The organism is Gracilimonas sediminicola (assembly GCF_024320785.1).
GTDB lineage: Bacteria > Bacteroidota > Rhodothermia > Balneolales > Balneolaceae > Gracilimonas > Gracilimonas sediminicola.
On record NZ_JANDBC010000002.1, the window covers coordinates 402,490 to 415,213 of the forward strand.

The window sequence follows — 12,724 nt, forward strand, 5'->3', positions numbered from 1 at the left end:
TTGCTCTGCGATGATCCTCGCTGTAAACTCTTTTTTATTCCAAACGATTCGCCAAATATAAGGAAATAAATGAAAGCCTTTGTAACCGGAGGAACAGGTTTTATAGGAAGCCATTTAGTTGAAGCTCTAATCAAATCTGACGACTACGATGAAGTACGCTGCCTGGTAAGAAGTGATGAGAAATGGCTGAGTGGCCTTGATTTCAAAAAAGTGCCGGGAGACCTTCAAAATTTAAATGCCTTATCAAAAGGACTTGAGGGTGCTGATGTATTATTTCACATTGCAGCCATTGTAAAAGCTCCCACCAAAAAAGAATTTACCCACGCCAATGTTGATGCCACAGAGGATCTTGTCCGCCTGGCTCAAAAGAAAGGTGTCAGGAATATGATGATTTTATCCTCATTAGCGGCTGCCGGTCCTAGTAACGGTTCACCCAAAACAGAAGGGGAACCTATGAACCCCGTGAGTATGTATGGGGAATCAAAGAAAGAGATGGAGGCCCGTATTCATAAAGCGGTGAGTGGGAAGGACAGTATAAAAATCATCCGCCCGCCTGCAGTATATGGACCCCGTGAAGACCAGATTTTCTCATTCTTCCAGGCGTTCTCAAAAGGTATCTGCCCGATAGTGGGCGATGGGAACAATCCCCGCCTTTCGATGGTGTATGTTAGTGATTTAGTGAACGGGATTATGCAGGCTGCTCATAAAAAAGATACAGGCGTCCATACTTATTTTATTTCCGGGGAAGGCACCCATTCCTGGAACGAGATTCGTGCTGTCACCTCCAAAGTAATGGGCAAAAAAGCGATCCCGTTCAAAATTAAACCCGGATTGGTTAAAAAAGCGGCAGGTGTAATAGAAAACGTGGCATCATTAATTGGAAAATATCCCGTTATTAACAAGGAGAAAGCAAATGAGCTGATATTGGAATGGACCTGCACCTCCGATAAAGCTCACAAAGATTTAGACTATACTCCTGATGTTTCGCTGGCTGAGGGAATCTCCCGAACCATCCACTGGTACAAAATGCATAACTGGTTATAGTGATATGAAACTTATTTCAAGGATTACCCTGATACTTACCTTTGTGTTCATCTGTATTTCGCAGGCTATGGGGCAGCAAAAACTGGTGCAGAATTATGCCCGGATGATGGAAATCCCGGATGTAAAGACGATGGAAGCTTCTCCTTCTCATTTGTATGTGCTATCCGAAAGTGAAGGCATGGCTGTATTCAGAGCCTACCCTGATTCGCTGCAATGGCTTTATACTTCTTCCGGTATGCAGCGTCGCGGAAATATCATTATGGCCGACATCCGTTTTGCTTACCTGTTCGGAGATTCGAGAAGACTCACCGTTCTTGAACCTACCTCGGTATTAGGGGTTTATTCATCCACCATCTTGCCCGCTCAGCCCAAAGCTGCCGCCCGTTTAAAAAACAGTTTATATATAGCATTGGGAGAAGAAGGTTTGGGCCGTGTTTCTCTGGAATCCCCGGAAACAGTGGACTCTGATCCCGAGATTGTGGCCGGGAGTTTCATGAACGGAGCAAGCGTTATGGATTTAAGCTCATCCAACCTAAGCAATCAGCTTTTTGTACTTACCGATGCTCCTTCCCTCCTCGTTTTCAATCAACAGGATAACACCCTGCAAAACTCAGCCAATATTTCGTTACGCAGGCCTTTGGAGCACATCTTTGTAGATCAGGAACAGGTTTGGGGAAGCACTGCTACCGGAGAGATTTTTGAGATAAGATCCACCGGAATCGGGAAAAAAATTGGCGTTACCAATGAGTCCGTTAATCACATTTCCAGCTGGAATGGACGGCTTTTTGTGAGAACGGTATCCGGCCGGGTTTGGGTGACTGATGAATCCGGTCTTCTCGGCACATGGAAGGATGATACCAGTGCAGGAAATTACCTCGCCAACAGTGCAAACCGAATCTGGATTTCAGAAAATGACAATATCTCTGAAATTATGATGCGCGAGCAATCATCCGCAACCAACACCTCCGCTTCTGATGAGTTCAGCATAAAGCATATTCCCAAACAGGTAATAACCTATCCAAATCCGCTTATTTTAGCTTTTGAAATGGAAGGGAATTATCCGGCAGATCAGGTTGAGTTTTCATATCGATCCAATGCACAGAATGCCAAAATCCGAAAGCAGGGATTTTTCTGGCAGCCGACCATTAACCAGGTTGGAAATTTCTGGTTCAGTATTGTAGCCACTAATTCCGAGGGGCAATCCGACAGCACTCGCTTTGTTGTAGATGTGCGCTCGTTTAATGCTCCTCCCCGGTTCAGCCCGGTTCGCTCTACTTCTATAGCCGTCAATGAAGAATACACGCTCCAGTTTAACGCAACTGATCCCGAAAACCCGCAAAATTCATTGGTCAGATACATCGGTGTTGATATGCCGGATGGAGCTACCATTAACGAGAAAACCGGGGAATTTACCTGGACACCAACCGAACGACAAGTAGGCGAATCCACGTTTAAAGTCATTGCTACCGACAGGCTCGGAGCAGCATCTTCCATTGATGTGACCCTGAATGTGCTCAATATTTCCCGCGGCGACGAATAACAATTTTAGAACGCAGTTTCTCTTTTGAATAACAACGACTTTTCTCATCACCTGCTAAGCTGGTACCAGGATCATAAACGCCAAATGCCCTGGCGGGGTGAAGCCGATCCCTATAAAATTTGGGTATCGGAAATAATGCTCCAGCAAACGCGGGTGGATCAAGCCACACCTTACTTCCAGAATTTCATATCCCTGTTTCCCACCGTTTTTGATTTAGCAAACGCTGAACAGCAGGAAGTGCTGAAAGCCTGGGAAGGATTGGGATACTACAGCCGTGCAAGAAACCTTCATTCCGCTGCCAAAACGCTTGTTCAGGATTATAACGGCAAACTTCCGGAAAGCTATGATGAAATCATCAAGCTGAAAGGAATTGGACCTTACACTGCTGCAGCTGTTACCAGTATTGCCTTCAACAAACCCAATGCGGTAGTAGATGGAAACGTGATTCGTGTACTTACCCGATATTTTGGGGTTGAAGAGGACGTCCGAAGCACCAAAACGAAGAATAGAGTCCAGGATTTTGCCACCGAGCTGATCGATGAAGATAATCCGGCCGATTTCAATCAGGCTATGATGGAATTGGGTTCCGTTGTTTGCAAACCCACCAATCCGGAATGTTATAAATGCCCGATTCAGTCAGGTTGTGTAGCTGCCAAAACCGCGAAAACGGATACCATCCCCTACAAATCTCCGGCAAAAAAGAAACCACACCACACCATTGGCGTTGGCATTATTGAAGCCGAAGACGGAAAGTTGTTGATAGCTTTAAGGCCTGAAGATGCTATGCTGGGCGGACTTTGGGAATTCCCCGGAGGCAAGCAAAAAGAAGGAGAAGAAATTCAGGAAACCGTAGAGCGGGAATTGGCGGAAGAGCTGGGCGTAGAGGTAAAAGCATACAAGGAATTGATGAGACTGAAACACACCTACTCTCATTTCTCCATCACCATGCATGCGTGGATGTGTAAGCTGGTTTCGGGAAAACCTCAGCCCAAATCGAGCCAGGAAATTCGCTGGGTGGAGCGCAATGAACTTGAAAGGTATCCCTTTCCAAAGGCGAATAAAGTATTAACCGAACGACTGATGGGTAAAGGCCAGGGTGAGCTGGGTATTTAGTTATTTGACGGCTATACCTGCTATATGCGGCCTGATGGGAACAAAAAAGGTGGGGAGTTGGAATTCATCCTGCTTTATCTCGCTGAATCCGGCCATCAGGATAATCCGCCCGGTATCACGGGTAACATTGCAACCGTCAAAAAACCACTTCCATGAGCTTTTTACCATACGCTGAATCTTGCATACCCAGCTATGCTTATGCGCCCTTACATGCTCCAGATACACAAACTTCCCTTCCGGCTGAAGAATCCTTTTCACCTCAGATAATACTTTCGGCATGTTCTTTACTGAGCAAAGCACCAAACTGCTTATCACCATTGGAGCAGAGGCATCTGATAGTGGTATTTCCTCAGCAACCGACTCATAAATTTCCAGATTTATCCCATACTTTTCGGCCTGGTATTTGAGAACATCCTTAAACCCGGCATTGGGTTCCACTACTTTAACTTTGGTTCCCTTTCTTAAATACCTGAAATTAGCTCCATATCCCGCACCAATCTCTACAATTACATTTGGATGGCTTTTGAATAAAATTTCTTTACGGCTACCGTATTGTGAATGCATATAGTTATCCACAGCGGCGAAAAACCGATTTTTTAGAAACTGAATCAATTCGCTTTGTTTTTGTTTGAAAGAGAAAGAGGAACGATCTCCACCCTGTGTTTATCGTCCTTCATAACCAATACTTTATAATAAATAATTCAAAGCAGCAGATTGCCCCGAAAAAGAAAGAAATTTAAAACGCTTTCCAGGAATAAACTCACCGAGCTTAAACCATTTCTGGATGAATTGGTTGAAAAGATCGAGGAGCCGGACTACATCAATGAAGACCCGGTTCAGTTCATGCATGCCTTTGATGATAAGCGGGATCAGGAACTTGCCGGTTTTTTTGCAGCAACCATGGCCTGGGGGCGCCGGGATATTGTGAATGCAAAAGTTGAAGAACTGCTTCAGCGCATGCAGTACAAACCTGCTGAATTTATTGAACATTACTCGGAAGATGATTTTTCAGCCTTTGATAGTTTTAAGCACCGCACCTTCAAGCCAATCGATATGCACTGGCTAACAAAAATCCTGCAAACCATTCTGCTAAAGTACGGTTCCTTCGAACGGTTTTGGAAACACTGTGCCGACGAAGCTAAATGCCAGAAGAGAGAATTGATTGCTGTTTTCCATGAGAAGTTTTTCACCTTTCATCCCGAAATGCCTCAACGAACCCGAAAGCACGTATCCAATCCCGAGAAAAACAGCTCGGCCAAACGACTATATATGTATCTGAGATGGTGCATTCGCAAAAACAGTCCGGTAGATCCGGGTATTATGGATTTCATCTCCCCTGCAGAGTTAAAAATCCCCCTGGATGTACACGTAGCCCGGCAGGCCAGAAAACTGGGGTTATTATCCAGAAAGCAAAACGACTGGAAATCGGTGCTCGAGTTGAATACAAGGTTGAAATTTCTCGATCCTGAAGATCCGGCAAAATATGATTATGCCCTGTTCGGGATTGGTGTTTTGGGATCTGAAATACCTGAAAAATACATCATAAACAGAAAGGTGGATTGATATACGCAAGATACTTCCAATTCTCGGTATGAGTGTGTATATTTGGTGCTCCCAATTAAGGGAAACAAATTAAACGAAAGGATGTGATACTTCATGTTAGGAGTCGAAGTTAAAGACAACGAAAGTGTTGACCGCGCAATTAATCGCTTCAAGAAACTGGTAACAAGATCACGTGTTCTTAATGAATACAAAGATCGTCAACAGTATACGAAGCCATCTGTTGAGCGACGCGAAGCTTTGAAAAAAGCGAAACGTGAACAACGACGTCGCCAGCGCGACAACTTCTAAACGAAGTTAACTCATTTGAGCCCTCAGGTTTTTAACCGAGGGCTTTTTTTATGGCCTGATGTACATACCGAACCCCTTCCCTCTCTTTTGTTCCGGGTAATATTACCTGCTTGTATCCCAATTTTTTTGCCTCTTTCTCGCGCTGCTCCAGGTGAGGCACCGTCCGGATTTCTCCTCCCAAACCCACCTCGCCTATAAACGCCATATTTTGAGAAACCGCTTCATCCATTAAACTGGACACCAATGCACAGCATACTCCTAAGTCACCGGCCGGGTCGTTAAGCCTGAATCCTCCGGCAATATTTAAATACACATCGTGATTAGAGAAATTCTTCCCTACTCTCTTTTCCAGAACGGCGAGCAATAAAGCGAGCCTGTTTCGGTCAAAACCATTTGCCGTTCGTTGGGGTGAACCATATGACGACGGTGTTACCAGAGCTTGTACTTCAATCAAAAGCGGACGGGTTCCTTCCATGGTGCACACTACCGCATTTCCGCTAACCCCGGCTGTTTTGTCAGATATAAACAGTTCGGAAGGATTAGAAACTTCAATGAGCCCATCCGATTTCATCTCAAAGACGCCCACTTCCTGTGCAGCTCCAAAACGGTTTTTCAGGCTTCGTAGCAATCGGTAGGTATATTGTTTGTCGCCTTCAAACTGTAGCACGGTATCTACCATATGCTCCAGCACTCTCGGGCCCGCTATGTCTCCTTCTTTGGTTACATGTCCAATCACCAGTGTTGTAATATCTTTTTTCTTGGCCAGCTGCTGAAATAAAGCCGCACACTCTTTCACCTGTTGAATACTCCCCGGCATACTCGATAGCTCAGTTCGATATACCGTTTGAATGGAATCCACAATTAGTAAGTCCGGCTTCATCTTTTGCGCTTCGGCGATGATGTTATCGACCTGGGTTTCATTGTAGATAAGTAGCTTGTCGGATTCAACACCCAGCCGTGCTGCCCGCTGTTTTATCTGCCCGGCCGATTCCTCCCCGGCACAATATAAAATGGTTAAATCAGGATTGGCTTTAGCGATTTGAAGGGTGAGTGTACTTTTCCCCACTCCCGGTTCCCCCCCGATAAGCACGTAAGATCCGGGTAAAAATCCCCCCCCAAGTACCCGATCCAGCTCAGTAATATTACTTTTAAAGCGGCTCTTTTCAGACGTTTCTACGTCATCTAATCTTTGAGGTGCAGCGGATGATTCCAGTCCTTCTACTTTGGCTTTGTGGCCGGATGAAGATTTGTTCTTACTTACCGTTTTTTCAACAAAGGTATTCCACTCTCCGCACGATGGGCAGCTTCCATTCCATTTTGGTGATATGTATCCGCAGCTGGAACATTCATATTGCGTTTTCACCTTGGCCATGAATTAATCCTGCGCTTTAATTTCAACAACTTTTTGATTCACATACCAGGTTGTAGCCATCATCCCCAACCCGATGCTAATGTAATAGCTGATGATCCTCCACAGGAATACAGCAAGCCCGATAAACCCTTCTCTCGAAATCAAAGGTCCCTGGAACAGCACAAAAAGTCCTTCAACCCCTCCGCTGCCACCGGGAGTAGGGACTACCAAAAATGCCAGGTTCATTGCCAGGCTCCTCAGCACCGAAAGTACTTCAGGCGCCGGCAGCAGGCTCAATACCACGATAGTCGGCAACGCAATTCTGGCCAACCACGACATCGTTGAAAGGAAGAAAGCCTTCAACAAAAAACTTAATGGTTTCTGCCCCAACTGCTGTGCATACTCTTCCAGATTTTCCGCTTCTTCTTCCACCTTATCTCCCATCCTCCGGAGCACCGGCAGCTTGAACACAAACTTCACGACCCTTTTAATGGCAGTGGGATTTACCAAAACGCCATAGGCAAGCAAGCCCGCATAGCTCAGCAATCCCACATACAGTAATCCCATTGAAACATCCCCGACCAAACCAATTTCAGGGGGAACGACTTCATAGAAGATGCCGGAAACTAACAGAATCGGAATAGCGAGGGCGAACCAGATTTGATCAAGCAATACACCATAGAGAATAATGGCACCTGAATCACCGAGCTTGAGTCCTTCTTTGGTCATGGCATAGGTTGCCATAGGGGCTCCGCCGATGGTTGAGGGTGTTACCGCGGAGGTAAAATCCCAAGCCAATACAACCCGAACAGAAGCATACCAGTCTAATTTCTTTTCAGAAAGAAACCGGATTTTAGCCGCTGAAAACCAAACTCTCAATAATGAAACAACGAGAGCGATAATCAGACCCGGCAGCCGGCTTTTGGATAGAAATTCTAAAACCCCCGGAGTGTACGTCCAATAAATAACCCCCGCCATGGTAGCAAGACTCAATAATATGGAAATAATCAGGTACTTCCTGGAAATCAGGGATTGCGGCTGGCTGATATTTACGGATTCAGAACTCAATTAAAAAATTTTAGGTAAAGGTGGGCTTGAATAAAAAAAGCCTTACAGGGTAACCCTGCAAGGCTGTAATTATTATGCACGATCAGGCGAGGGTGATTTCATCATTCAGGTAAACGTCCTGAATCATGTTCAGAAGTTTCACCCCTTCTTTCAGTGGTCGTTGGAATGCTTTACGTCCACTTATAAGTCCCATACCACCTGCTCTCTTGTTGATGATGGCTGTTTTAACCGCATCAGCAAAGTCGTTGGAACCGGAAGCACCGCCTGAGTTAATCAATCCGGCACGTCCCATAAAGCAGTTCGCTACCTGGTAGCGGGTCAAGTCAATAGGGTGATCGGATGATAATTCGGAATAGATACGCTCGTCCAGTTTACCATAGCTGGAATCACCGGAGTTCAGCGCTTTGTAACCACCGTTATTATTCGGCTGTTTCTGCTTAATGATATCAGCTCCCAGTGTAGTACCGATGTGGTTGGCCTGTCCGGTTAAGTCTGCCGAAGAATGATAGTCAACACCATCTACTTTAAAGGCTGAGTTTCGGGTATAGCACCACAAAATAGTAGCCATACCGAGTTCGTGAGCGTAGGCAAAAGCCTGTGCTACTTCCTGAATTTGTCGGTTTGATTCTTCGGAGCCGAAATAAATGGTTGCCCCAACAGCAGCAGCACCCATGTCATAAGCCTGATCAATGGTTCCAAACATAATCTGATCGTAGGTGTTTGGATAGGTTAACAGCTCGTTATGGTTAATCTTAACCACAAAAGGAATTTTGTGAGCATATTTTCGGGATACAGAAGCTAAGGCTCCAAAAGTAGAAGCAACGGCATTACATCCTGCTTCCATAGCCAAATTCACGATATGATCCGGATCAAAGTAATCAGGATTTTTTGCGAATGAGGCACCGGCTGAGTGCTCAATACCTTGATCTACCGGCAGAATGGATACATATCCGGTTCCGCCTAAGCGTCCATTATTTAAAAGTCTTTGAAGGTTTTGCAACACCCGGTTGTTGCGGTCAGAATGGTACCAAACGTCATCGACGTAGTTGGCGGTTGGTTTTATAATACTATCCTGACTTATCGTCTTGCATTTGTGGTTGAGAAGATCCGAAGCTTCGTCTCCAAGAAGTTCTTCGATACTGTTAATTCCAAGTGACATATTAAGTTTTCCCTTATTAGAATTAGTTTTTTTATGAGTGAGTAAGTGGGCTGAAAATATAAGCCTAAAAGAGGGAAATGGCTAAAGGGAAGTTATATGAATTCATAGCGAAAGATAAACCGAGTCTTTATAGTTTTCGAACAATTCATCGTTGAATAGACTATCTAATCCTTTTATACCGATTGCAAGCTTATAAATCCTTCTGAAAAGCTGTATCTTTGATTTAAAATTAAGCCAAAACCATTTTATAGTAATGAATATCGGTCCTATTGAACTGCCAAATCAACCCCTGTTTCTTGCCCCTATGGAAGATGTTACGGATTCCCCGTTCCGACAGCTCTGCCGACGTAAAGGAGCAGATATTGTATTCACGGAATTCATCAGTTCAGAAGCCATTATAAGAGCTTCCGATATTGCCATGCAGAAAATGGATTTCGAAGAAATGGAACGTCCGTTTGGTGTTCAGATTTTTGGCGGACGGGAGGAAGCGATGGAAGGAGCGGCAAAAGTGGCTGTTGACCAAAACCCGGATCTGGTCGATATCAACTTTGGGTGCCCGGTTTATAAGATTGTGAAAAAAGGAGCCGGAGCCGGCTGCCTGAAAGATCTTGCCATGATGGAACGAATGGCCGGTACCGTGGTTGATGCCGTCCAAGACCGGCCGGTTACCGTTAAAACCCGCCTGGGATGGGATGACAACACCATCAAAATCCAGGAAGTGGCCCTGATGCTTCAAAAACTTGGTGTTAAAGCCCTTACGGTTCATGCCCGCACTCGCTCCCAAAAATACAAAGGGGATGCCCGGTGGGACTGGCTGAAGAAACTTAAAAATACACCCGGACTCGAAATTCCCATCATTGGGAATGGAGATGTGACTTCTCCCGAGCTCGCAAAAAAAATGTTCGAGGAAACAGGAGTTGACGGCGTAATGATTGGCCGGGGAGCTATTGGCAACCCCTGGATATTTGAACAAACCCGGCATTACCTGGAAACCGGGAAGCTGCTTCCGGAACCAACCGTTCGTCAACGTGTTGAGCTCTGTGCTGAACAATTACGCCTTTCCGTTCAACAACACGGTGAGCGCTATGGGGTCATCATCATGAAAAAACATTACGGACAGTACCTGAAAGGAGTTCGTAACGGAAAGAATTTACGGATGCAGCTTATGGAACACGATGAGATGGATCCTATACTGGAACTCCTGCTCAACTTTGACGAAACCGAGATTCATGCAGTAGCGTGATTTTCATATCATATTAGTGATGAGAAGTGAGTAGTGAGCAATCAATGCAAATACTCAATACTAATCTTTCCAATATGAATCTTTTCCTTACCCCGGACGTACCTTGCTAAACCTTTGAACCAAAAATCATCCCATGTTAGCACGATTGGCCCGACTTTTTAAATCATTGCTTGGAGCTTCAGCTGTAGCCGCCTCTCCCCTTAAAGCCATCACCGGTATCGTTATCAGTATTATTCTACCCTATTTACTGTATGCATTCCTCGGAGGATTTGGGATTGCATTAGCCCTGGTAGGTTTGGTTTGGGGAATCGTTTGGTTGACTAAAAAAAAACAATAATTAAAGAAGCTAAATACCTGCTACTCTACAAATAATCCCTTCCAATAAACGGCTTCAGTACCTCCGGCACTCTGACCTTCCCATTCTCTTCCTGGTAAGCCTCCAAAATTGCTGAAACAACACGCGGTAATGCCAGCCCCGATCCGTTCAGCGTGTGCAGCGTCTCAATTTCCTTTTCATCTTTTCGGTAGCGGAGTTGCATCCGGCGTGCCTGGAAACTTTCAAAATTGGAGCATGAGCTCACTTCCAGCCAGCGCTGTTGGCCCAGACTCCATACCTCAATATCATACTTTTTACTCTGTGTGAAGCCCATATCGCCGGTGCACATTAACAAAGTGCGGTATGGAAGTTCCAGTGCTTCGAGCAGTTTTTCAGCGTGTTCCCGCAAGCTTTCCAGTTCATCATAAGAATCTTCCGGATTTACAATTTTCACCAGTTCCACTTTATCAAACTGATGCAGCCTGTTCAATCCACGAACGTCTTTTCCGTATGAACCGGCTTCCCGTCTCCAACAGGGAGTATGGCAGACATATTTCAGCGGCAGCTCTTTTAGCTCAATAATCTCATCACGATGGAAGTTTGTAACCGGCACTTCAGCCGTTGGAATCGTAAAAAACTCATCCCGCGGAATCACATACATCATGTCTTCCTTATCGGGAATCTGTCCTGTTCCTCTCGCTGAGTCTTCATTCACAAAATAAGGAGCCTGAAGCTCGGTATATCCTGCCTTTCCTGCTTCATTGATGAAATAATTTATCAATGCTCTTTGTAGTTGAGCAACCCCACCTACATAAAAAGGGAAACCGGCACCCGTTACTTTCACACCTCGCTCAAAATCAACCCAGCCGTGCCGTTCAGTCAACTCCCAATGCGGTTTTCGCCAATCATTCTCGTTGGGCTGGCCCCAGGTTTTGAACGTCTCGTTATCATCTTCCGTGGCACCAACCGGAACGCTCGGGTGAGGAATATTCGGGATGCGGAGCAGCATGTCATCCCTTTTTTCACGAAGCTCTTTAACCTCTTCTTCAATTTCCTTGATCCGCTCCTTCATCTGAGAGGTTTTCTTGATGATCTCCTGGGCTTCTTCCTTCTTTCCCTGCCCCATCAGCTTTCCGATTTCCTTGGCCTTGGTGTTGCTTTCGCTTCGAAGCAAATCTCCCTCATGTACTTTAGACCTCCAGTCTTCATCCACGGACAGAACTTTTTCTACTACAGAAGTATCCTTCTCCCCCTTATTGATAATCGCCTTTTCTACCAATTCGCGGTTTTCTTTGATGAAGTTGATGTCGAGCATGTTTAGGTACGGTAAATTTCTTTTGATTTAAGCATCAAAGATAAGAGGTATTCGACTTTTTGTTACACCTTTTTTGAGCTTAATAATTCCCAGTAAACAGTTCCGCTGGAAGCGCTTTTCTTATTGATTACCTAAATAATTAAGGTTATCATCCAACAATCAAAGAATTTTTAGGGAGTTTAAGATAAAATATGAGTCATTTATTAGACGATACCGATCTGGCTATTTTAAACCATCTTCAGGAGCATGGCCGGGCACAGCGAAACACCATTGCTGAATTGGTAAACTTGTCGGTTCCTTCGGTTTCCGAACGAATGAAAAAACTGGAAGAACGCGGACTTATCGAAGGATATAAAGCCATCCTTAACAGCAAGAAATTTCACTTCGATATTACAGCCTTCATCTTTGTGCAGGTTGACGGTTCGGAAAACTATCAATCCTTTGTAGAGAGAGCTGCTGAAGAAAGAGAAATTTTAGAGTGCCATTCTATTACCGGAGACGGTTCACACTTCCTGAAAGTAAGAACAAAGAATACCGGTTCTTTTGAGAGCCTGCTTTCCAGAATTCAGGCCTGGGAAGGTGTCAGCAAAACCCGCTCAAACCTTGTTTTATCCAGCTTTAAGGAAACAAGGTCGCTACCTGTAGAGCATGCTGTGGAGCTTATTAAGAAATAGAAGAGCGCTAATTTCCCTTCACATTTCATTTACTTACTAAGGCAGGAATC

At 44.9% G+C, this 12,724-nt stretch carries 13 protein-coding genes; 8 read left to right on the plus strand and 5 right to left on the minus strand.

Going from position 1 to position 12,724, the window contains the following annotated elements:
- Positions 1-69: 69 nt before the first annotated feature.
- The 3 genes from NM125_RS11625 to mutY are packed head-to-tail and all read left to right on the plus strand — an operon-like array spanning position 70 to position 3,697.
- Positions 70-1,044, plus strand: a complete 975-nt coding sequence (locus NM125_RS11625) for an NAD-dependent epimerase/dehydratase family protein (RefSeq protein ID WP_255135098.1) — start codon at positions 70-72, stop codon at positions 1,042-1,044.
- 4 nt (positions 1,045-1,048) lie between these two features.
- Complete coding sequence (locus NM125_RS11630) at positions 1,049-2,584, plus strand: Ig domain-containing protein (protein WP_255135099.1); 1,536 nt, start codon at positions 1,049-1,051, stop codon at positions 2,582-2,584.
- Between the two features lie 24 nt (positions 2,585-2,608).
- Positions 2,609-3,697 (plus strand): A/G-specific adenine glycosylase, encoded by a 1,089-nt coding sequence (gene mutY / locus NM125_RS11635; RefSeq protein ID WP_255135100.1) that lies wholly within the window; start codon positions 2,609-2,611, stop codon positions 3,695-3,697.
- On the opposite strand, the gene NM125_RS11640 is transcribed toward mutY, so the two are convergent.
- The gene (locus NM125_RS11640) at positions 3,698-4,261 is read right to left on the minus strand and encodes a class I SAM-dependent methyltransferase (protein WP_255135101.1); all 564 of its coding nucleotides are present in this window, start codon (positions 4,259-4,261) and stop codon (positions 3,698-3,700) included.
- Between the two features lie 150 nt (positions 4,262-4,411).
- Between NM125_RS11640 and NM125_RS11645 the strand changes: the two genes are divergently transcribed.
- Entirely contained in the window at positions 4,412-5,260 is an 849-nt protein-coding gene (locus NM125_RS11645) for a TIGR02757 family protein (protein WP_255135102.1), read from the plus strand.
- Between the two features lie 93 nt (positions 5,261-5,353).
- A complete protein-coding gene (rpsU, locus tag NM125_RS11650; RefSeq protein WP_255135103.1) occupies positions 5,354-5,548 on the plus strand; it encodes a 30S ribosomal protein S21 in 195 nt (64 codons plus the stop codon).
- A gap of 31 nt (positions 5,549-5,579) precedes the next feature.
- Here rpsU and radA read toward each other — a convergent pair whose 3' ends face one another.
- From radA to NM125_RS11665, 3 genes are all read right to left on the minus strand, one after another.
- Positions 5,580-6,920, minus strand: a complete 1,341-nt coding sequence (gene radA, locus NM125_RS11655; RefSeq protein WP_255135105.1) for a DNA repair protein RadA — start codon at positions 6,918-6,920, stop codon at positions 5,580-5,582.
- A 3-nt stretch (positions 6,921-6,923) separates the two neighbouring features.
- Positions 6,924-7,967: a lysylphosphatidylglycerol synthase transmembrane domain-containing protein gene (locus NM125_RS11660; protein WP_255135107.1), complete on the minus strand. Its 1,044-nt coding sequence runs from the start codon at positions 7,965-7,967 to the stop codon at positions 6,924-6,926.
- Between the two features lie 82 nt (positions 7,968-8,049).
- Positions 8,050-9,126, minus strand: a complete 1,077-nt coding sequence (locus tag NM125_RS11665) for a class I fructose-bisphosphate aldolase (RefSeq protein ID WP_255135108.1) — start codon at positions 9,124-9,126, stop codon at positions 8,050-8,052.
- 253 nt (positions 9,127-9,379) lie between these two features.
- On the opposite strand from NM125_RS11665, the gene dusB reads away from it, so the two are divergent.
- Positions 9,380-10,369 carry a tRNA dihydrouridine synthase DusB gene (gene dusB, locus NM125_RS11670; RefSeq protein ID WP_255135109.1) on the plus strand — a complete coding sequence of 330 codons (990 nt, stop codon included), beginning with the start codon at positions 9,380-9,382 and terminating at the stop codon, positions 10,367-10,369.
- 133 nt (positions 10,370-10,502) lie between these two features.
- A complete protein-coding gene (locus NM125_RS11675; protein ID WP_255135110.1) occupies positions 10,503-10,706 on the plus strand; it encodes a hypothetical protein in 204 nt (67 codons plus the stop codon).
- Positions 10,707-10,731: 25 nt separating this feature from the next.
- Here the strand turns inward: NM125_RS11675 and serS are convergent, their stop codons facing one another.
- Complete coding sequence (serS, locus tag NM125_RS11680) at positions 10,732-12,000, minus strand: serine--tRNA ligase (protein ID WP_255135111.1); 1,269 nt, start codon at positions 11,998-12,000, stop codon at positions 10,732-10,734.
- Positions 12,001-12,191: 191 nt separating this feature from the next.
- Between serS and NM125_RS11685 the strand changes: the two genes are divergently transcribed.
- Positions 12,192-12,674 (plus strand): Lrp/AsnC family transcriptional regulator, encoded by a 483-nt coding sequence (locus NM125_RS11685; RefSeq protein WP_255135112.1) that lies wholly within the window; start codon positions 12,192-12,194, stop codon positions 12,672-12,674.
- Positions 12,675-12,724: the final 50 nt, after the last annotated feature.

Coding starts and splice junctions, on each gene's coding strand:
- NM125_RS11625 (WP_255135098.1), top strand. CDS start 70: ATGAAAGCCTTTGTAACCGGAGGAACAGGTTTTATAGGAAGCCATTTA.
- NM125_RS11630 (WP_255135099.1), top strand. CDS start 1,049: ATGAAACTTATTTCAAGGATTACCCTGATACTTACCTTTGTGTTCATC.
- NM125_RS11640 (WP_255135101.1), bottom strand. CDS start 4,261: ATGCATTCACAATACGGTAGCCGTAAAGAAATTTTATTCAAAAGCCAT.
- rpsU (WP_255135103.1), top strand. CDS start 5,354: ATGTTAGGAGTCGAAGTTAAAGACAACGAAAGTGTTGACCGCGCAATT.
- radA (WP_255135105.1), bottom strand. CDS start 6,920: ATGGCCAAGGTGAAAACGCAATATGAATGTTCCAGCTGCGGATACATA.
- NM125_RS11665 (WP_255135108.1), bottom strand. CDS start 9,126: ATGTCACTTGGAATTAACAGTATCGAAGAACTTCTTGGAGACGAAGCT.
- dusB (WP_255135109.1), top strand. CDS start 9,380: ATGAATATCGGTCCTATTGAACTGCCAAATCAACCCCTGTTTCTTGCC.
- NM125_RS11675 (WP_255135110.1), top strand. CDS start 10,503: ATGTTAGCACGATTGGCCCGACTTTTTAAATCATTGCTTGGAGCTTCA.
- serS (WP_255135111.1), bottom strand. CDS start 12,000: ATGCTCGACATCAACTTCATCAAAGAAAACCGCGAATTGGTAGAAAAG.
- NM125_RS11685 (WP_255135112.1), top strand. CDS start 12,192: ATGAGTCATTTATTAGACGATACCGATCTGGCTATTTTAAACCATCTT.